Origin of the sequence: Belliella baltica DSM 15883 (genome assembly GCF_000265405.1) — a bacterium.
In the GTDB taxonomy this organism is placed as follows: Bacteria; Bacteroidota; Bacteroidia; order Cytophagales; family Cyclobacteriaceae; genus Belliella; species Belliella baltica.
In genome coordinates, this window is sequence record NC_018010.1 from 1,555,676 (window position 1) to 1,575,111 (window position 19,436).

At 37.8% G+C, this 19,436-nt stretch carries 25 protein-coding genes and 1 tRNA gene; 9 read left to right on the forward strand and 17 right to left on the reverse strand.

Annotated elements, in window-relative coordinates; genetic code table 11:
- Positions 1 to 149: 149 nt before the first annotated feature.
- Genes BELBA_RS07170 through BELBA_RS07185 form a run of 4 tightly spaced genes read right to left on the reverse strand, consistent with a single transcriptional unit; the run spans position 150 to position 2,041 of the window.
- On the reverse strand, positions 150 to 926 hold the full coding sequence (locus BELBA_RS07170) for an IS3 family transposase (RefSeq protein ID WP_041779522.1): 777 nt from the start codon (positions 924 to 926) through the stop codon (positions 150 to 152).
- A gap of 32 nt (positions 927 to 958) precedes the next feature.
- Entirely contained in the window at positions 959 to 1,225 is a 267-nt protein-coding gene (locus tag BELBA_RS07175) for a transposase (protein ID WP_014771625.1), read from the reverse strand.
- Between the two features lie 37 nt (positions 1,226 to 1,262).
- On the reverse strand, positions 1,263 to 1,772 hold the full coding sequence (locus BELBA_RS07180) for a 6-bladed beta-propeller (protein ID WP_041779270.1): 510 nt from the start codon (positions 1,770 to 1,772) through the stop codon (positions 1,263 to 1,265).
- Positions 1,760 to 2,041, reverse strand: a complete 282-nt coding sequence (locus BELBA_RS07185) for a hypothetical protein (protein WP_014772072.1) — start codon at positions 2,039 to 2,041, stop codon at positions 1,760 to 1,762. Before BELBA_RS07185 ends, BELBA_RS07180 begins: the two co-directional genes overlap by 13 nt.
- 198 nt (positions 2,042 to 2,239) lie before the next feature.
- On the opposite strand from BELBA_RS07185, the gene BELBA_RS07190 reads away from it, so the two are divergent.
- Positions 2,240 to 2,584 (forward strand): aminotransferase class I/II-fold pyridoxal phosphate-dependent enzyme, encoded by a 345-nt coding sequence (locus tag BELBA_RS07190; protein WP_280956332.1) that lies wholly within the window; start codon positions 2,240 to 2,242, stop codon positions 2,582 to 2,584.
- Positions 2,585 to 2,749: 165 nt separating this feature from the next.
- A complete protein-coding gene (locus BELBA_RS07195) occupies positions 2,750 to 3,031 on the forward strand; it encodes a hypothetical protein (RefSeq protein WP_041779272.1) in 282 nt (93 codons plus the stop codon).
- 230 nt (positions 3,032 to 3,261) lie between these two features.
- Here the strand turns inward: BELBA_RS07195 and BELBA_RS07200 are convergent, their stop codons facing one another.
- The 10 genes from BELBA_RS07200 to BELBA_RS07245 all read right to left on the reverse strand — a co-directional run bounded on the left by BELBA_RS07200 (position 3,262) and on the right by BELBA_RS07245 (position 12,328).
- Positions 3,262 to 3,813 carry an OmpH/Skp family outer membrane protein gene (locus BELBA_RS07200; protein ID WP_041779273.1) on the reverse strand — a complete coding sequence of 184 codons (552 nt, stop codon included), beginning with the start codon at positions 3,811 to 3,813 and terminating at the stop codon, positions 3,262 to 3,264.
- 19 nt (positions 3,814 to 3,832) lie between these two features.
- Positions 3,833 to 4,366 (reverse strand): OmpH/Skp family outer membrane protein, encoded by a 534-nt coding sequence (locus BELBA_RS07205; protein ID WP_014772074.1) that lies wholly within the window; start codon positions 4,364 to 4,366, stop codon positions 3,833 to 3,835.
- Positions 4,367 to 4,368: 2 nt separating this feature from the next.
- Entirely contained in the window at positions 4,369 to 7,086 is a 2,718-nt protein-coding gene (locus BELBA_RS07210; RefSeq protein ID WP_014772075.1) for a BamA/OMP85 family outer membrane protein, read from the reverse strand.
- A 6-nt stretch (positions 7,087 to 7,092) separates the two neighbouring features.
- Positions 7,093 to 7,830 carry an undecaprenyl pyrophosphate synthase gene (locus BELBA_RS07215; RefSeq protein ID WP_014772076.1) on the reverse strand — a complete coding sequence of 246 codons (738 nt, stop codon included), beginning with the start codon at positions 7,828 to 7,830 and terminating at the stop codon, positions 7,093 to 7,095.
- Between the two features lie 84 nt (positions 7,831 to 7,914).
- Positions 7,915 to 8,676 (reverse strand): type IX secretion system protein PorG, encoded by a 762-nt coding sequence (porG, locus tag BELBA_RS07220; protein WP_014772077.1) that lies wholly within the window; start codon positions 8,674 to 8,676, stop codon positions 7,915 to 7,917.
- A gap of 253 nt (positions 8,677 to 8,929) precedes the next feature.
- Positions 8,930 to 9,805, reverse strand: coding sequence for an NAD kinase (locus BELBA_RS07225; RefSeq protein ID WP_014772078.1), 876 nt, complete (start codon positions 9,803 to 9,805; stop codon positions 8,930 to 8,932).
- A gap of 11 nt (positions 9,806 to 9,816) precedes the next feature.
- Positions 9,817 to 10,482, reverse strand: coding sequence for a CBS domain-containing protein (locus BELBA_RS07230; RefSeq protein WP_014772079.1), 666 nt, complete (start codon positions 10,480 to 10,482; stop codon positions 9,817 to 9,819).
- A 297-nt stretch (positions 10,483 to 10,779) separates the two neighbouring features.
- Positions 10,780 to 11,343: an anthranilate synthase component II gene (locus tag BELBA_RS07235; protein WP_014772080.1), complete on the reverse strand. Its 564-nt coding sequence runs from the start codon at positions 11,341 to 11,343 to the stop codon at positions 10,780 to 10,782.
- On the reverse strand, positions 11,327 to 11,872 hold the full coding sequence (locus BELBA_RS07240) for a CvpA family protein (RefSeq protein WP_014772081.1): 546 nt from the start codon (positions 11,870 to 11,872) through the stop codon (positions 11,327 to 11,329). Before BELBA_RS07240 ends, BELBA_RS07235 begins: the two co-directional genes overlap by 17 nt.
- A gap of 6 nt (positions 11,873 to 11,878) precedes the next feature.
- The gene (locus BELBA_RS07245; protein ID WP_014772082.1) at positions 11,879 to 12,328 is read right to left on the reverse strand and encodes a GatB/YqeY domain-containing protein; all 450 of its coding nucleotides are present in this window, start codon (positions 12,326 to 12,328) and stop codon (positions 11,879 to 11,881) included.
- Between the two features lie 61 nt (positions 12,329 to 12,389).
- Here BELBA_RS07245 and BELBA_RS07250 point away from each other — a divergent pair, with 61 nt between their 5' ends.
- From BELBA_RS07250 to BELBA_RS07260, 3 genes are all read left to right on the forward strand, one after another.
- Positions 12,390 to 13,106, forward strand: a complete 717-nt coding sequence (locus tag BELBA_RS07250; RefSeq protein ID WP_014772083.1) for a pyridoxine 5'-phosphate synthase — start codon at positions 12,390 to 12,392, stop codon at positions 13,104 to 13,106.
- A gap of 193 nt (positions 13,107 to 13,299) precedes the next feature.
- Positions 13,300 to 14,061 carry an alpha/beta fold hydrolase gene (locus BELBA_RS07255; protein WP_014772084.1) on the forward strand — a complete coding sequence of 254 codons (762 nt, stop codon included), beginning with the start codon at positions 13,300 to 13,302 and terminating at the stop codon, positions 14,059 to 14,061.
- A gap of 248 nt (positions 14,062 to 14,309) precedes the next feature.
- Positions 14,310 to 14,383 (forward strand) — tRNA-Pro (locus BELBA_RS07260).
- Between the two features lie 232 nt (positions 14,384 to 14,615).
- Here the strand turns inward: BELBA_RS07260 and BELBA_RS07265 are convergent.
- Positions 14,616 to 15,218 carry a trimeric intracellular cation channel family protein gene (locus BELBA_RS07265; protein ID WP_014772085.1) on the reverse strand — a complete coding sequence of 201 codons (603 nt, stop codon included), beginning with the start codon at positions 15,216 to 15,218 and terminating at the stop codon, positions 14,616 to 14,618.
- 129 nt (positions 15,219 to 15,347) lie between these two features.
- Here BELBA_RS07265 and BELBA_RS07270 point away from each other — a divergent pair, with 129 nt between their 5' ends.
- Positions 15,348 to 15,587, forward strand: coding sequence for a Kazal-type serine protease inhibitor family protein (locus BELBA_RS07270; RefSeq protein ID WP_014772086.1), 240 nt, complete (start codon positions 15,348 to 15,350; stop codon positions 15,585 to 15,587).
- Positions 15,588 to 15,600: 13 nt separating this feature from the next.
- On the opposite strand, the gene BELBA_RS07275 is transcribed toward BELBA_RS07270, so the two are convergent.
- Positions 15,601 to 15,813 carry a hypothetical protein gene (locus BELBA_RS07275; RefSeq protein WP_014772087.1) on the reverse strand — a complete coding sequence of 71 codons (213 nt, stop codon included), beginning with the start codon at positions 15,811 to 15,813 and terminating at the stop codon, positions 15,601 to 15,603.
- A gap of 65 nt (positions 15,814 to 15,878) precedes the next feature.
- On the opposite strand from BELBA_RS07275, the gene BELBA_RS07280 reads away from it, so the two are divergent.
- The 3 genes from BELBA_RS07280 to BELBA_RS07290 are packed head-to-tail and all read left to right on the forward strand — an operon-like array spanning position 15,879 to position 18,810.
- A complete protein-coding gene (locus BELBA_RS07280) occupies positions 15,879 to 16,979 on the forward strand; it encodes a vWA domain-containing protein (protein WP_014772088.1) in 1,101 nt (366 codons plus the stop codon).
- Between the two features lie 3 nt (positions 16,980 to 16,982).
- Positions 16,983 to 18,509 (forward strand): P-loop NTPase family protein, encoded by a 1,527-nt coding sequence (locus BELBA_RS07285; RefSeq protein ID WP_014772089.1) that lies wholly within the window; start codon positions 16,983 to 16,985, stop codon positions 18,507 to 18,509.
- A gap of 58 nt (positions 18,510 to 18,567) precedes the next feature.
- Positions 18,568 to 18,810 (forward strand): hypothetical protein, encoded by a 243-nt coding sequence (locus tag BELBA_RS07290; protein WP_014772090.1) that lies wholly within the window; start codon positions 18,568 to 18,570, stop codon positions 18,808 to 18,810.
- Positions 18,811 to 18,992: 182 nt separating this feature from the next.
- Here BELBA_RS07290 and BELBA_RS07295 read toward each other — a convergent pair whose 3' ends face one another.
- A complete protein-coding gene (locus tag BELBA_RS07295; protein WP_014772091.1) occupies positions 18,993 to 19,415 on the reverse strand; it encodes a nucleoside-diphosphate kinase in 423 nt (140 codons plus the stop codon).
- Between the last annotated feature and the right edge of the window lie 21 nt (positions 19,416 to 19,436).

Below are 19,436 nucleotides of genomic sequence, written 5' to 3' on the forward strand. Positions count from 1 at the left end.
TGAACTGTTCAATTGAAACGGAAATGAGCTCTGCTGGGGAGCAACTCATCAGGGATAAATTGACCGACGAAAATGAAAGGGAGGCGTTCGATTGTTGGACGTCTTTCTTTTTACCCATTTTCCGAGTGCTATGCCTTCAAAAACCCACATCATGCCGCGTATTCATTTGGTGTACAATAGTTCAGGGACTCGTGGGGTCTTTCTTGGTTGTAATCTTCTTTCCAGGGTTGAGTTACTTCATAGACATGATCCAATGAAAAGAATAAGTTAGCATCAAGAATGTCTTCGCGGTAAGTCCTGTTAAATCGCTCAACGATAGCGTTCTGTTGTGGCTTCCCTTTCTGGATTTTTATCCACTCTATATCGTTTTTGTCTAGCCAGATTTGAAATAAACACGATGTAAACTCTGGTCCATTGTCGGTTCTAATTCCTAAAGGTTTTCCGTGCTCAATAATGGTTCTTTCTAAGATTTCAATCACTTTTCTTGATGGAAGTGAGTAGTTTATGCCTATTTCTAGGCATTTTCGATTGTATTGATCGACAATATTGAGTGTTCTGAACTTTTTACCACTTGCCAGTGAATCAGACATGAAATCCATTGCCCATTCTACATTTGCAGCTAATGGTACTTCAATCGGATTTGCAGGATTATCAATGCGTCTTTTCTTCATTCGCTTATACAGTGAAAAACCTTCCTTTTCGTAAACACGTCTGATTTTTGCTGCTCCAATACCCGGATACTTCTTTTGCACTTTTACAATTACTTTTCTTCGCCCTAATCGACTCGTACCAATCACACTTGAAATAGCCTCTTTAACCACGACATCCTTCTCAGGCATTACTTTTTTGTAATACTTATTTGTTCTTGAGCAACTAACCAACTTACACGTCTTAGCATAACTTAACTTAGGAAAAACTTCTTGCACAAAAGTTAAGCATTGCTCCTTTTGATAAGACGTTACCACTTTTTTGAGTTAATCTCTTTAAGCACTTGGTTGTCTAAAGATAAATCTGCAACTAACCGCTTTAAGCGTGCATTTTCAGCCTCCAGCTCTTTAACGCGCTGTAGCTCAGACAATGTCATTCCGCCATATCGGCTCTTCCAATTGTAAAATGTTGGCTCTGAAATACCGAACTCGCGGCAGATCTCACTTACCTTTTTTCCCTCCTCTTGGGTTTTTAGCACTTTCAAGATCTGTGCTTCTGTAAACTTTGACTTTTTCATACTCTTTTTTGCTATTTATAAAGTTAAAACTCTATTTTTAACTTGTCGCAAAAAAGCAGCCCTTTACCGAACCATTTGTCTGAACTTGTCTAACAAAGTTTCCACTTAAATCATAGACATAACAATTAAAGCTCATTCCATCTGTTACTAATACTTCTGTATTTTTATTGATTAGAGAAATGGTGCTTGGGGAAGTAAATACTTCTGGGCCATCTTGGGCTGCGATAGATTTTAATAAATTCCCATTGGAATCAAAAAAATGAACCGAATTGGATATTCTACCATCCAAAACAATTATTCTATTATCAGTTATTAGCAAATCATCACAATCACCAACTAAAACTTCATTATCAAGTTGGACGATCTTTAAGTCATCAAATATATCTGAGTAATTAATTAATTTCTCTGTATTCAAGTCAACAAGAATAATATCTTGAGATGAAGGATTATCACAAGCTACTGTGCTGCAAAATAAAATCAACCCCAAAAAAAAATTCAAATATTTTTGGGGGCTTAAATTGGAATTAGTCATCATTAATAAAGACATGGAGGCTCTGGTTCAAAATCCATCATTGGACAACATTGCTGTAAGTAAGGATCACAGTCTTCCCAAAAGATTTCACCCTGACCCCAAGTCCCTGATCCACAAAACTTCGATTTCACGGCATAAATATGATGGCCTACTTCATTTTGATTACCAAAGCAAGATTCATAAATGGGTCCTGTATGTTGAGCTTTGAGGTTAGGCTGACTAATCATAGAGAGTAAGGAAACCATTACTAATAAAGAAAGTCCTAAAATAAAGTTTTTTTTCATGTTGTTATTTTTTTAAGATTAATAAGTTATTTATAATTTATTTAACACTTGTCAAATAAATTCTATGTAAATAAAAAAATAATAAATAAATAACAAGATATAATTTAAATTATTTTATTTCATTAAAATCTTAGTTTATAAAGTAGTTATTTAAATGCAAATAATACGATTTAAATTGTGTGAAATACACTAATTGAATTGTTAAATATTGAATTTATTATCATAGAAACAAATCCTCAATACATGATGAAATTGTGGAGAAACATTAATTATTTTAAGGATTTGTTATTATCTAATGGATTTAATATTGGTTCTCCGACTTCGGCAATTATTCCTGTAAAAATTGGTGATATAAATAAAACATTATTGGTTGGGAAATTATTACTAGAAAAGGGAATACATGCCAATCCCATAATGTATCCTGCAGTGGCAAAAAAAGACGCTAGAATTAGATTTAATTTAACAGCAAATCATGAATTAGATCATCTAGATAAGGCTGTCATGGCATTAATTCAAATAAATGAAATTATAAATATCAAATAACATTATATGGAAAAATTCAACAGTAAAGACGAAAGGTTATTTGCAACAATAGAAGAATTATTTTCAAAAAAGGGACATTAAGCTCTTGGTGTCAATGCGGTAGCAAAAAAATCAGGTGTAGACAAAACTTACATCTACAGAAGATTTGAGACTTTTGAAAAATTATTGGAGTCTTACTTTATCCACAAAGATTATTGGTCTACTCGTGTAGGTGTTCTAAATGAAGTGATGGCCAATGATGCCCCTTTTACCTTCAGACAAATAGTAGATTACTACTTACACAAACAATTTGATACCGTCTTGGCAGACAAACAATTCCAGAAATTAATGTTGTGGAGTGTCTCTGAAGAGAATGAATTGATGAAATCATTTATCACCAAACGAGAAGAGGTAGAGGAGAAAATCTCTTTGAGGCAGCCAAAGCAGAAATCAAAGAAACAGCAGTAGATTTTCGGGCAGTATCTGCAATCAATGTTGCTGCACTCTATTATTTGGGACTTCCCGCAGTTTCAAACAATGGAACTTTCTGTGGTCTTGACCTCAACACAACAGAAGATCAACAAAAAATCAAAGACGCCATCTCCTTTATAAACCAAATATTACTAAAATAAAAAAGCCCCAAATCAGGGGCTTTTTAACTTTTTCTATGCGTGCTAGGTGCACACTGTTTCTATTAATTATTGCTGTCCTGGAGCTCCACCTTCTGGTAATTCAATACCTAATTTGGCAAGAACTAATTCAGTGAATTTGTCTTCGTCTCTTGTGTAAAGCAATATAGGTGATTGACCTGCTGACTCTGCAAATACATGCGTATAGTTGTTTTCAGCTGCTACTGCATTGATCGCATTGAAAACCTTAGTCTGAACAGGATCTAAGAGCTCCTGCAATTTTCTTTGGTAAGAAACTTCAGAGTCTTGCTGATATTTTTGAAGATCTTGCTGAACTTTTGTCAATTCCTGCTCTTTAGCGTTTCTAGCTTCCTCTGTCATCGTTTGAGCTGCTTGCTGATAAGCCTGAACTTGTCTTTGGAAATCTGCGCTTTTAGTTTGAATTTGAGTCTGTAACTGTTGTGAATAATCTTGAATATCCGCACCTATTTGTTCCATTTCTGGCATCAAATCCATAATCAATTCTACATTGGTATAGCCAATTTTCACATCTTGAGCCTGTGCTACGAATCCTACGCAAAAGATTGCAATTGCTGAAAGGATAAATTTTGCTTTCATCATTTTAGTTTTTATTTGTTTTTTATTTGTTTTCTATTCCTAATTCTTCCAAGACAAATTCAGAGTAGTCATGACGGGGATCTGTATAAATCAAGCCCATAGTTGCTGCTTTGTCATGCAAGGCTGCCAATCCATTTCTCTTTGCTACTCGATCGATCGCATCAAAGATTTTGGATTGCAAGGGCTGAAGCAATTCTGTTTGTTTTTGGTAATACTGACCATTGATACCAAATACCTGATTGTTGAATGCTACGGCGCTTTTTTGCTTTGCCTCTATGGCCGCCATACGCTCTTGATACATCTCCTCTGTCAATAAAACTTCCTCTGCTTTGAGTGTTGTAAGCATTTCTCTTACTTCTCTTTCCAAATTTTGTGCCTCTTTTTGCCACTCCGTTTTGAGTGCTTCTAATTCATTCTGAACAAGCTTGTAGTCAGGATGTTTGTTCAGAATATACTCTGAATCTATATAACCCCATTTTTGAGCGGACACTTGATGTGTACCTATTGTCAGGAAAAATATACCTGACAAAAGTAACAAATTGATAACCTTTTTCATGTTTATCTGAATTGTTGACCAATAGTGAAGTGGAATTGTGGTCCACTTCTTTGATTGGTTCCAGGAGCATCATCGAATCCATATCCCCAATCAATACCCAATAGACCGAATGCCGGCATAAATATCCTTGCACCAAATCCCGCAGACTTGTAAAGGATGTACGGGTTATATTCAGCATAGGATCCCCAGTTATTCCCCGCCTCAGCAAAACCGAGAAGGAAAATTGTCGCAGAAGGATTTGGAGAAACTAAGAATCTCAACTCCATCACATATTTGTTATAAACAATACCACCATAGCCTTGAGTAGAATTTGGATCAAATCTTGTCGCAGCACCTGGAGTAATAGTCTGGTTTTCGTATCCTCTCAAACCTATAATTTCTTGTCCTAACGCAAAGTTATTGAAATTCATGCCATCTCCTCCCATCACAAACCTTTCCAGTGGAATCACTCCAATTCTACTTCCATAGGAACCTAAGAAGCCCATATGTGTCCTTGCACTTACTACCCATTTGTTAGACCCGAATACAGGAGTGTAGAAAGTTGCGTCAAACATCCACTTGTGATATTCTAACCACTTGAACCTTTCCTGATCAGGAGATTCTCGATTAATATTTCTATTCAGCGAAGAGTATGGAGGAGTAAAGGATGTAGCTAACGAGATATTAGAACCCATTCTCGGGTAGATGGGGTTATCCACATTATTTCTAGTGATCGTTGTATTTAAAGCTATACTATTAGATTTACCTGTATCATATGTGAGACCAAATCTCTGTCCAAACCTGTCAAAATTGTAAACTTGATATTGTATGGAGTTACTTATCATAAAGTAATCATCAGGCCAAGTGACTCTTTTAGCCAAACCTAGCGTAGCTCCTGTAATGCTAAATGATCCGCCGTCACCACCAAATGGGTTTTGATTTAATTGCCCTCCAAACCCTGGAAATGCTATCTGTCTTTGTACCGAATGGTTAAAGCTTAAGCTAAGTGCATTTGGTTTCTTACCTCCAAACCAAGGTTCGGTAAGGGAGGCACTGTAGTTTTGGAAAGACCTACCATTTGCCTGAACCCTCAAGGAAAGTTTCTGTCCGTCTCCCACAGGAAGTGGTCTCCACTTATCGAAATTACCAATGTTTTTGATAGAGAAATTATTGAAAACCAACCCAACGGTTCCTACAAAACCGAAGAAACCTCCCCATCCACCAGACAATTCTACCTGATCATTTGGTCTTTCTTCTAATTTAAAGACAATATCTACTGTAGCATCCTCAAAATTAGGACGCATATCCGGCTCAATATTCTCAGGATCAAAATATCCTAATTGTGAGAGTTCCCGAATGGTTCTAACCAATAAACTTCTATTGAATTTTTGTCCAGGTAAGATCCTAATCTCTCGCATCACTACATGGTCAGAGGTCCTTTCATTTCCTTCTATAGTTACAGAGTTTACCGTGACTTGAGGACCTTCTATAATTCTAAGTTCGATGTCTATGGAGTCATTTTGTACATTCACCTCCACTGGATCAATGTTGAAAAATAGGTATCCGTCATCTTGATAAATGGAAGATATATCATCACCCTTCGCTGGATCATAATTCAATCTTGTACTTAATTTTTCTTTATTGTAGGGGTCACCTTTCTCAATTCCTAACTTAGCCATTAAGATGCTATCTGAGTAAATATAGTTACCCGTAAAATCAATATTTCTATAATAGTATTTCTTTCCCTCTTCAATTTTTAGGCCTACATTAACTGTATTCTCAGAATACTTATAAACAGTATCAGAGAGGATTTCAGCGTCTCGGAAACCTTTGGAATTATAAAAATCTATGACCTTTGTCTTATCTTCTCTAAAATCTTTCGTGACAAATTTAGAGGCATTGAAGAAATTCAGTTTGAAATTTTTATTCATGTAAGTCAAAACCTCTTCGTCAGAAACAGGGTTTCTGTACACGATAGCCTCTTTGGCAGATTTAGGAGTTGTATTGGTCAATCGGCTGTACACATCTCTGAAAAAATGCAACCTCGGATGCTCTTTAGTGCCTTTTAGTTTTCCTTTTACTTTTCTATCACTGATCTCTTCATTCCCATCTACAATGACTTCATTGATTTTAACTTTTGATTTTGTATCAACATCAAATTTTAGCTTTACACTATTTGGCAAAGTGGTATCTCTTTCCTGCACAACTCTGACTTCAGTATTGAGAAAACCTTTATCCACAAAATATTGACGGATATTACGCTGAGATGTATTCAATACATCATCTCTTACTACACGTCCTCTGATATTTACTTTATCCTTCAATTCACTTTCTTGTGTCTTGTTGACACCAGAAAACTCTACCCTACTAAACCTCGGCCTTTCTGTCAAATCTAGGAGAAGATAAATATCATCTCCTTCAATTTTGGTTACCAAAATTTTGACATCTCCAATGATACCCTGTCCCCAAAGTTTTTTCAAAGCATTAGAAATGGCATCGCCAGGTACATTGATCCTATCATCTACGCGCAATCCAGAAAGTGAAATAATCGCAATCTCATCAAGCGTGGCTAAACCCACTGCCTTAATTTCAGCTATCCTATACTGTTGAGGTTTTGAATAATTAAGTTCCAAAATATCCACCGGCTTGGAGGAGGTGTAGCGACTCTGACCCAAACGAATCTGAGCTTGAAGTGAACCTGCCACAAGGAGGAAAGCTAGGATAATAAAATACTTTTTCATCAATAATTATGATTTAATCTGAGTTCCGGTTTTACCAAACCTTCGCTCTCTTTTTTGATAGTCCAGAATAGCAGCCTCTAAATGCTCTTTTCTGAAATCCGGCCACAACACATCTGTAAAATACAGCTCTGTATAGGCCATTTGCCAAAGGAGGAAATTACTGATTCTCAGTTCTCCACTTGTCCTGATCAGCAATTCTGGATCAGGCATATCATTGGTATTCAAATGGGAAGCAATCGCTTCCTGATTGATTTCTTCTACGGTCATCTGACCATCAACTACTTTTTTGGCAATGTTTTTTACCGCTTGCTCAATTTCCCACCTTCCGCTATAGCTCAAGGCTAAATTTACTCGAACACCAGTATTATTTTTGGTGGTTTCTACTGTATTTCTAAGATTTTTTTGCATCCCCTCGGGTAAGCTCTGAATATCTCCAATGGCCGTCAGACGGACATTGTTTTTTACCATCCTAGGAAGTTCACTGATAAAGCTATTGATCATGATTTCCATCAAGGCACTCACTTCATCCGCTGGTCTAGACCAGTTTTCTGTCGAAAAAGCATAGAGTGTCACTATTTTTACACCTAAATCGTCCGCAGCTTCTATGGTGTCTCTCACAGCTGCCAAGGCATGCTTATGACCAAAAACTCTCATAGCACCCTTTTTCTGAGCCCAACGCCCATTGCCGTCCATGATTATCGCGATGTGTTGAGGGATTTTTGTACTGTCTATTGATTCCTTCATTCCGTTCAAAACCGATTTCGGTAGTTTTTTGGAGGTACAAAAATGCTATTTCTTTTCCAATATTCTAACCTAACGGTCAAATAATTAATAAGCGTAGCATTTGACTGAAGTAATCGAATAACTCAAAGTCACGCCTAAAAAATAATACCAGTCTCTATCACTGTAGTTCCCATAATAAAAACCCCCAACTTGACTAGGAGGGTCAACTTGCCCCGTGTCAGGGTTCCTTTGAAATCTAGGTTTGCTGTCCAAGCGATCTACTAAGTCACTAAAGGTGGGCCTAAAGCCCATTTCCGCTCCTAAAATCCAATTATTGGTAAGCTTATATTTCATCCCAATACCAAAAGGAATTATGGGAGTAGAAACTGCATACTTGCCTCTTTCGTCATCTCCATCATAATTGAAAGCACCATTTCCAGAAATAAGCGAATAGCCTATTCCAAAGAAACCATATGGAGAAAATCTGAAGGCCGATTGCGGATGTAGATAATCCAGAAAATGATACTCCATCACGGCAGAGATCTCAAATACATTTGCCTTAAAATAGGCGTTGCGCACTTCCGCAAGTGGATCAATTGGATTGATGCTGTCTGCGGCACTGATTCTTCCATAAGAAAGACCAGCCCTAAGTGACCATACATTGTCAAAATTTCGTCTGCCAAATAACGTTCCTTGAATCCCAACATTTCCTTTGTCCAACCTTCGGACAATATCACCTGTGTAAGTCGCCATTCCTAAGCCCCCTCCAAATTCATATTTTTGAGCTTTTAATTCTGCAAAAGACATTGAGCCATAGAGGCCAAGTGTCATGAATAATACAAGGAGACTAAAGTTGACTTTTTTCAAGACGTTGCAATTTATGAAGTACTAAACGATATTAAAACCTAGTTTAGTCTTTAGCGGGTTAATTTATGTTAAGACATTTTCAATTCAAGCAAATATGGAAATATTACTTCCAATTCACAAGTTTAAAAGCTTGGTTGTCACAAGTGATGACCTGTGATTTTGAAATTCCTGCTTCTTAAAAATAACCACTTAAAAGAAAGTATCTATCTTTTTTACATCAGCAATTGACCACCGTCCGTCGACCGTCGACTTTTCAATTCCTCATATCAAAGCCCCAATTCAGCTTTTGCCTTAGTGTGTCGAAAAAGGAATAACTAGAAAACTTCACAAGCTTGGCTGAGAAATCCGCTTTTTTTAATCGCAATTCATCAGATGCATCAATCGTAGTCGATCTGGAATCCAAAGAAACAAGAAATTTCTCTCCTCTACCTTCTATTCTAAAACTCATTTCGGATTCGTCTGAAATGATGATGGGCCTCACATTTAAATTATGTGGACTCACCGGTGTGATTACAAAATTGCGAGCTCCGGGAGTGATCAATGGCCCACCACAACTCAAAGAGTATCCTGTAGACCCGGTAGGTGTGGCTATAATCAATCCATCAGCCCAATAACTGTTGAGATACTGTCCGTCGATATACGTATGAATGGTTATCATGGAAGATGTATCCCTTTTATGAATCGTGAATTCATTCAATCCAAAATTCACACCATTGAAAATCTGTTTTTCTGTATGCACGCTCACCAATGCTCGGTTTTCTATGGTGAAATCACCAGCTATCAATGCCTCAATGGCCAAATCAATGTTTTCTTTTGCCACTGTGGCTAAAAACCCCAGCCTTCCGGAGTTGATTCCCACGATGGGGATTTCATATTCACCCACCAAACAGACTGTATCCAAGAGGGTTCCATCGCCTCCTACAGAAAGCACAAAATCCATTTCTTGGATAAGGCTCTTTGGTAAAAGAGGTTCGTAACCCTCTATTTTCAAATGATTTTTTTTGAGTGACTTTGAAAAAGATTCTGTAAAAAAGATGCGAATATTATGTGATTTCAAACTAGCAATCAACAACTCAATATGGGGCACAAATTCTTTGGGAAATCCTATTCCATGAATTGCAATGTTCATTGATGGGTCATTTAGATGTCCAAAAATCTTAAAAGATTTCCTATGCGGTCCTGTTCTTTGTCAGGTTCGTTTTCTTCTTGGTAATGGTCAATAATTCTATATCCAAAGCGCTCTAAGGTAGCTTTGATATGTCTCAACTCAGTTTTGTCTAATTTCAATGTTACTTTGATTTTACTGTCATCAAGCGGATCTACTGAGATAAAGCTGGACAGGATTTTCGCATTTTCAGATTCTATCACTCTGGCGATTTCATACATGCTGTAGTCTGTCATAAACATGGACAAAACCACCACAGCGCCTTGTGATTGAATTGAAAAACTGTCAGCAAAGGCTGAAATAGCATCTTCCATCGTGATTACTCCTTGGTACTTGAGGTCTCGATCCAAAACTGCCACCATATTAGAATGATGCTCAGAGGCTACTCGAAGGACATCATAAATGTGCTTGTCTTGGTACACAAAACAAGCGATTCCTTCCGTTTCAATGTCCCCAACTTTAAGTGTGGGGTCATTAAGCGTGTAAATCAAGTCGTCTGTGATCAACCCCTTGAATTGAGTGTCATCTACAACAGGCAAAACATTGATACGGATCTCCTCCATCCAAGCCAAAGCCTTTTTGGTATTGTCAGTCACTTTCAATGGGGGAATAAGATTGTTGATAAATTCGTATGCCTGCATAAGCTAAATATATTAATTCAATTCGGATAATAAAACTAAAAAGCGAATGAAGAGGTTCGGAAATTAACAAATTAAGAATAATGAAGTTTTCCACCACAGTTTTTATTAACCACTGAGGGCACAGAGTGACGCTGAGGAAAAAAACATTGTGCTCTTTGTGCAACTTTCGTGCTCTTGGTGGTAAAAAATTTAAAGTGAAAAAGAATGATGAATTATGAATCATGAATTAACATTCACTCTCAATGCTGCATTTCTTGGTACTTAGTACTTTGTACAAAAAAAATCATCCTTCATCCTTTAACCTTTCATTCCTGCCCAATTCCTAATCACCTCTAAACCAAACTCCGTCAAATGCGCCTCAGGATGATACTGAATTCCTACGATGGGAAGGTGCCGATGAGCGATGGCCATGATTTCTCCTTGAGACGTCTCCAAGATTTTTTCTAAACAGTCTGGAAGTTCTTCCAAGATCAACGAGTGATATCTAGTCACCTCAAATTCTGCCGGGAGCGAATCAAAAATCGGATGGGATGCACATTTTCTCACTCGGTGAACCTTACCGTGTACCGGAACTTTGCCTTTCACTAATGCAGCTCCAAAAAACTCTCCAATAGCCTGATGACCTAAGCACACACCCAAAATAGGGAGTTTGTCATGATAGTAGCGTAAGATTTCCATCAAATTCCCCGCCTTGTCAGGAGATTCGGGTCCTGGAGATAAAATGACTCCCTCAAATTCTTCATCCTTGATAGAATTGAGATCAACATCATTTCTGACAATCTTCAATTCTTTACCCGACTGCCGAAAGTAATCTGCCAAAATATGAGAAAACGAATCAAAATTGTCAATTAAGAGGAGCATTCTTGGCAGTATTTACAAGCTCTTGGATGGTGGAAACCGCTTGGTTGATGATAGGAGTGTAAGCATCCACGAGGGTGATGACAAATGGAGCAATGGGTTGAATGATCGGATAAACTTTCGACTCCGCAATCCATTCTTCTGAAACCTTAAATTCAAATGAATTGGCTACCCAAAGCAAAAGACTTAATATAAACCCGGTCTTCAAAATCCCCAAAACAGACCCTGCGACATTGTCTAAAGAACCTAAAATGGTTAAATCCATCGTTTTCTTCACCAAAAAAGCCAAACCACGAATGCTGATGATGACAATCAAAAATATGATCAGAAATGCTACAAAAGGCAACATAAAAGTGAGGTTTTCGATTTTCGCAGCCAATACCTCTGCTCCCCAATCCATCAGATGAAAGGCCAATACGATGGCAACAAAAAAAGCCACTATAGATATGATTCCAATAAATAATCCTTGTCGATAGCCGCTGTAAGCTCCGATGGCTAAAATTATGAAAATGATGATATCTAAAGTGGCCAAATGATTTTATGCTAACAATGATTTTACCTTCATGGAGATGGCTTTCCCATCAGCTTTTCCTGCCAATGCTTTGGTAGCGAGTCCCATCACTTTACCCATATCTTTGAGACCTTCTGCACCGGATTCGGCGATGATTTTCTTCAACTCAGCTTCCAATTCCTCTTCAGATAATTGCTTTGGCAAAAACTCAGAAATAATTTCTAATTCTGCCAATTCCACTGCCAAAAGATCTTCTCTATTTTGTTGTTGATAAATATCAGCTGAATCTCTTCGCTGTTTCGCAGCCTTGGTAAGCAGCTTCAATTCATCCTCTTCAGATAAACTCTCAGAAGCTCCTCCTTTGGTTTCTTCCAACATGATCAATGATTTGATCGCTCTCAAAGCACGTAACCTGTCTTTGTCTTTAGCCAACATGGCTTTTTTAATTTCACTTTCTACACTTTGCTTTAAACTCATTCCCTTGTTGTTTGTGTTATAGGTGTAAATTTGTCACAAAATTATCTTTTAATTTAGGAAAATGACCAAGTTAAGTGTAAATATTAACAAAATCGCCACCTTAAGAAACGCTCGTGGAGCAAATAACCCAAATGTTGTCCAAGTAGCTTTGGATGCAGAGCGATTTGGTGCTCAGGGGATTACTGTTCATCCAAGACCTGACGAAAGACATATTCGTTACCAAGATGTCCTTGACTTGAGCAAAGTGGTGACTACAGAATTCAACATAGAAGGTTACCCAGACAGAAGATTTATGGATTTGATCAAACTGGTCAAGCCTGCACAAGCTACCTTGGTTCCTGATCCACCAGAGGCGATCACCTCCAATTCAGGTTGGGATACCATCAAGCATTTGGATTATTTGAAAGATATTGTTGCAGAATTGCATTCCTACGGAACGAGAGTATCCATTTTCATCAATCCGGAAACCAAATATTTTGAACCTGCCAAAGAGACGGGGACAGATAGAGTGGAGCTTTACACTGAGCCATATGCCGTGAATTTCCCGAAGGACAAACAAGCTGCCATCAAACCTTATGTGGAGGTGTCCGAGCTTGCGAGACAACTCGGACTGGGTCTCAATGCAGGTCATGATTTAGATTTGCACAATCTCAAATTCCTCAAAGAACAGATTCCTTATCTTGATGAAGTTTCCATTGGTCATGCTTTGGTTTGCGATGCTTTGTACTATGGTTTGGAAAATACTATTCAGATGTACAGGAGGCAGTTGGAGGTTTAAATTCTAATTCACTAGACTAGAAAAGATATTTCAAAAAGATCGAACTGATGAAGTTTAGAGATTGAAATAAGATAGAAATACGCCTCTGACTAACAGCAGACAGGGTTGTCGAAATATTTAAAAAGTGGCGCCTTGGTTGTGAAGTAAACCGATTTAGAAGAAGGTATTTTATTGAAACTTATAGGATAAGCAAATGAAACTTAATTTTAGAAAAACAGGCTCAGGAGAGCCAATGATAATATTGCACGGACTTTTTGGATCTGCGGATAACTGGTTTTCAATAGCCAAAGAACTTGAGAAAGATTTCACCTTATATCTCGTCGATCAGAGAAATCATGGAGATTCTCCACACAGTGACGAGTGGAATTATAAGGTCATGGCAGAAGACATCAATGAATTGATGGAAGAAGAGGGGATAGAAAAAGCCTTTTTTATGGGGCACTCCATGGGAGGGAAAACAGTAATGAATTTTGCTTTAAGATATCCAGAAAAAGTAATGAAGTTGATTGTGGCTGATATTGCACCAAGGCATTATCCTGTGCATCATCAAACAATTTTAGAAGGCTTATCTTCTGTCAATTTATCAGAAATCAGATCTAGAAAAGAAGCAGACGAGCAATTGGCAAAGTTTGTTCCCGAACCAGGAATCCGACAGTTTTTGCTCAAAAGTTTGGGGAGAAATGGCGAAGGAGACTTTATTTGGAAGATCAATTTGTCTGTCATCATCGACAAGATAGAAAATGTTGGAGAAGCTTTAGATTACAAGAACAGCTTCGATAAACCAACATTGTTCATGGGTGGGGAAAATTCCAACTATATCCAAGACAAAGACAAGGCTGATATTGACCGATACTTCCCAAACAGTCATCTGATTTATATCAAAAATGCTGGACATTGGCTTCATGCCGAGCAGCCTCAAGCCGTGATTGACACGGTAAAGGCTTTTCTCAAGTGAAAAAGGTACAAAGTACCAAGTACAACGTACAAAGAAGTTGAATATGTAGCTTGGCCTGAGGATAAAAGAGATTAGATTTTATTTCTATCCGATTTCACAGCAGTAGCCATTCAAAATGATTGGATCATTATATTTCGATCATCAGTTGACTGTTAGCTGTTGACGAGTATTCGCGCACAAAAGATCTCTAATAATCGCACTTAAAGTATTGCAGATAATCATATAATCCATTTATTTCGCATAACAAACGGGGTGTAGCGCAGCCTGGTAGCGTACTTGCATGGGGTGCAAGGGGTCGCTGGTTCGAATCCAGTCACCCCGACGAAATGTAAAGCCTGTCTCAAAATCTCCTTTTAAGACAGGCTTTTTTTGTCTTATGTATTTAGGGTGAATAAAGATTTCATATTTAAGCTTCTTGTTCGATTTTATTACGGAAAAATCATTAAACTAAAGAGTTTTTAATTTTACAAAAAAAAATCTAGGAAACAAATTATTTAAAAAATTTCTATAAATATTTATACACTTTTCAAGCACCGGGTTGGTCAAGGGAATTTTCAATCCAAACTCGGCAAACTCAATTTGTACTTCACGGCGATCATTCGAATGGATATCACCACAGACATAGAGATAAGCAGATTATAATCGCGCTCTAGCCCAAAATAATTCAACACCAGATACAAAATTGCACCTGCCAAACAAGCGGATGCGTAAATTTCTTTTCTGAATAAGATCGGGATTTCATTGGTCAAGGTATCCCGCAGTACACCGCCCATGACAGCCGAAAACATGCCCATGATGGCAGCAATTTCTACACTTACTCCTAGACTCAATGCTTTTTCTACACCTAAAACCGTAAAAAAACCGATTCCCAGGGTATCAAATAGAAACATGGTTTTGCGAAGCTTCAACAAGAACTTCTGAAATAAAAAGGCACAAATAATTCCTGCAAAAATCGCATAAACAAACTGAACATCCCCAATCCAAACCAATGGATTGCTATCTAACAAAAGGTCACGAAGCGTACCTCCACCAATGGCCGTTACAAAACCTGTAAATCCTGCCCCAAAAAGATCATGCTCCCGGTCTTTGACTGCTAAAGCTCCTGAGATCGCAAAAACAAATGTACCAGCTAATTCTAAAGGGTATTGTAAATCCATTAACGAGACAAAATAAGATTCAAAATTGAACTAAGGTAAGCAAAAACAAATAGTAAATTAAAAAAAATCATTTTCCGTGTCGCACTTTCGGATTGAGTTTCGTCTAGAGATTTGTAAACTTGGAAAACTATGAAAAATTGGATCGCAGTTTTTTTATTAAGTGGCTCAGCTCTTTTGTTAGCATTTCAATGTGAGGAAATAAATCCAAATGAAGTTGTGAACTGCATTGATGAGTCAAAAATCCGTACAGATGCAGCTTGTTATATGATTTATGACCCAGTATGTGGTTGTGATAATAAGACTTATGGGAATGATTGCATCGCAATCAATGCTGGCGTCACCTCTTACACCAAAGGTGCTTGTGAATAAATTTTTTGCAATTTTAATTTCCCCTATCCTCATACCATTTTTCTTCAAAGGTAGAATTCACCTCAATATCTGCATTCAGTACTTTATAAACCATCCAAATGATGAAAAGAGGTGAAAGTGAGAAAACAAGTAAGATCAAAGCCAAATTGATATTAGCAAAAATGGCAGTGATATAAATGATCAATATGGATGTGACCCAATACACAGGAGAAAGGTGATTTTTCATAATTTTTTTCCTTATTCTTTGAATATGATAAACTAGCGAGCACCTATTCTTGTTATGTGCCTGTTATGAAAGGATTCAGATTTACAAAATATATACCCCCACAAGATCCAGAAAAAAACAATTTTGAAAATTTGCTCAATATTTTTCTGCAATTGGTGACGATGACAGGCGGTGATGCAGCAGAAGCCTTGAGTTGGTTGACCAATTTGGATAAGCAATACAACCTCACTACGCCACAATATGGTATTGGAGATTTTATTGAAGACCTGAAGTCTAAGGGCTATTTGACAGAAGAAAATCAAAAAGGTGAATTTAAAATCACTGGCAAAGCTGAGCAATCAATCAGAAAATCAGCTTTGGAGGAAATTTTCGGCAAATTGAAAAAGTCGAAAGGTGGACAGCATAAAACTACCCACTCCGGAACAGGAGATGAAAAAGGAACTGACAGAAGACCTTATACTTTCGGAGATAATTTAAATCAGATAGCTTTGACGGATTCTTTGAGAAATGCCCAAGTGAATCATGGTTTTTCTGGAGATTACTTGTTGACTGAGGATGATTTGGAAGTAGTGGAAAATGAAGTCAGAACGCAGACTTCCACTGTTTTGATGATCGACATTTCCCATTCCATGATTCTCTATGGTGAAGACAGAATCACGCCTGCGAAAAAAGTGGCTATGGCCCTTGCCGAACTAATCAAAACCCGCTATCCAAAAGACACGCTCGATATCATTGTGTTTGGGAATGATGCTTGGCAAATAGAAATCAAGGATTTACCTTATTTGCAAGTTGGCCCGTATCACACCAATACCGTCGCTGGATTAGAACTTGCCATGGATTTGCTTCGAAGAAGAAAGAATCCAAATAAGCAAATATTCATGATCACAGATGGTAAACCCACCTGTCTAAAAGTCGGCATCAAATATTATAAAAATAGCTTTGGAATCGACAGCAAGATATTGAGTGAAACGCTCAAGTTAGCTGCGCAATGCCGAAAGCTAAAAATCCCCGTGACAACATTTATGATTGCTTCAGATCCTTATCTGAAGGAGTTTGTCAAAGAATTTACCAAAGTCAACAATGGAAATGCCTATTACAGTAGCTTGAAAGGGCTCGGAGATTTGATTTTTGAAGATTATAAGCGTAACAGAACTAAAAGATTTTAAAAAATGGAGTACAATAAATTGACTGCTAAAGAATTACTGAAAATAAAAACCTTGGGAGAACTGAAAGCCGCCGGCTACGAACCCAAGTCTATCAAAGAAGAACTCAGACAGAACTTGATCTCAAAAATCCAAAAGGGCGAAAATGTCTTTGAGGGAATTTGGGGCTACGAGGATACGGTTATTCCAGATATTGAAAGAGCCATTCTCTCTAGACACAATATCAATTTGCTTGGCTTGAGAGGTCAGGCAAAAACTAGAATCGCTCGAATGATGACTTTTTTATTGGACGAATTTGTGCCCGTGATAGAAGGATCCGAATTGAATGACGATCCACTTGCGCCTCTTTCAGCTTCTTCGTTAGCATTGATAGAAGCGAAAGGGGATGATCATACGCCAATCGGGTGGTGGCATCGAGCAGATCGCTATACTGAAAAATTGGCCACGCCAGATGTTTCTGTTGCCGATTTGATTGGAGATGTAGATCCGATCAAAGCTGCCACGATGAAGCTTTCATACAATGACGAACGGGTAATTCATTATGGATTGGTACCACGATCGCACAGATCCATTTTCGTGATCAACGAACTTCCTGATTTACAAGCGAGGATTCAAGTTGCGCTCTTTAATATTTTGCAAGAAGGAGATATTCAGATCAGAGGATTTAAGTTGAGGCTGCCTTTGGATATTCAGTTTGTCTTCACTGCCAATCCGGAAGATTATACCAATAGGGGATCGATCGTGACACCATTGAAGGATAGGATCGAAAGTCAGATTATCACCCATTATCCCAAAACTATTGAAATCGGGAAACAAATCACTGCACAGGAAGTCAAATTGGATGGAAAGCCTTTGGACAAAATTCATGTGCCTGAGTTGATGAAGGATTTGATTGAGCAGATTGCGATAGTAGCGAGACACAGTGAGTATGTGGATGAGAAAAGTGGCGTATCAGCAAGATTGACCATCTCGGCTTACGAAAACTTGATTTCAGCTGCTGAAAGAAGACTTTATAAAAATAAGGAAGAAAATACAGTTGTTCGGATTTCAGATTTGATTGGGATCATTCCAGCAATAACCGGGAAAGTAGAATTGGTCTATGAAGGAGAGCAGGAAGGCGCAGGCTTGGTTGCTTACAACTTGATAGGAAAAGCAATCAGAACATTGTTTGTGGATTATTTCCCTTCACCCGAACAAAAGAAAAAAGACAAAGAGGGCAATCCTTATGTGTTGCCATTATCCTGGTTTGGTGAAGGAAATTCCTTGGATGTCTTGGCATCACAATCAGACAAGGAATATAAATCTGAATTGCACAAAGTGCCAGGCTTAGAAGATATCATCACGGCAACCATCAAAGGACTTCCTGAAAAAGAGAAAGAATTTTTTATGGAATTTGCACTTCATGGATTGGCAGAATACAGTCAGTTGAGCAAGAAGCTTCTGGATACAGGCATGCAGTTCAAAGACCTTTTCAGCTCCATGTTTGACATGGGCGCCCCCGATGAAGATGACTTTGATGAGGATGATAATTGAATTTATTTGAATCTTGTTTTATATTTATAGGAGTGAACTTTGAGAAAAACATAAGAAGATGAACACAAAAGAAAAGTTTCATTTATTGATTGAAGGTATTGAGAATGAAAGGGAGCTGAATTCTTATTATCACCTAATTCAACGATTAAGTTTAAATACACAAGGAGAGCTTCTATCAGGTTTGTCTGCTCAAGAAAAAAATGAAATAGAGATAAGTTACCAAGAAAGTGAAGATCCAAATCAACTTATTCCTCAGTCTGATGTCGAAAAACAATTTAGTAAGTGGTTAAAAGGGTTGTGAATAAAAAGGGGCGTTAGCCCTGCAATCTTCGTAGAAAATAAGGTCTAATAATTAATATAAGGGGCGTAGCCCTGACATCTCTTAGTCTCCATAATAAATGTTCAAAAAATAAAATTCCTAAATAAAAAAAGCCCATCTCTTTCACAAGGACATGGGCTTTTCTGTTTTTTTATCTTTATGAATTAAAGCACTCTCTCCGCCTGATTAAAGAAGAAGTTTCCTTCGATCGCTGCGTTTTCGTCAGAGTCAGAACCGTGAACCGCATTTGCTTCGATAGATTTAGCGAAGATTTTTCTGATCGTTCCTTCAGCTGCATCAGCAGGATTGGTCGCTCCGATCAATTTTCGGAACTCTTCTACTGCATTGTCTTTTTCCAAAATCGCAGCGAAAATAGGTCCAGAAGACATGTATGCACAAAGGTCAGCATAGAAAGGTCTAGCTTGGTGTACTTCATAAAATTTGCCTGCCAATTCGGGAGTCAATTTTGTAGCTTTCATTGCTACTACCTTGAAACCTGCTTCTTCGATCATTTTTAAAATTGCACCTGAATTACCCGCGCCAAAAGCATCAGGCTTGATCATTGTGAAAGTTCTGTTAGTTGCCATATTGATAGATTTATATCGTTT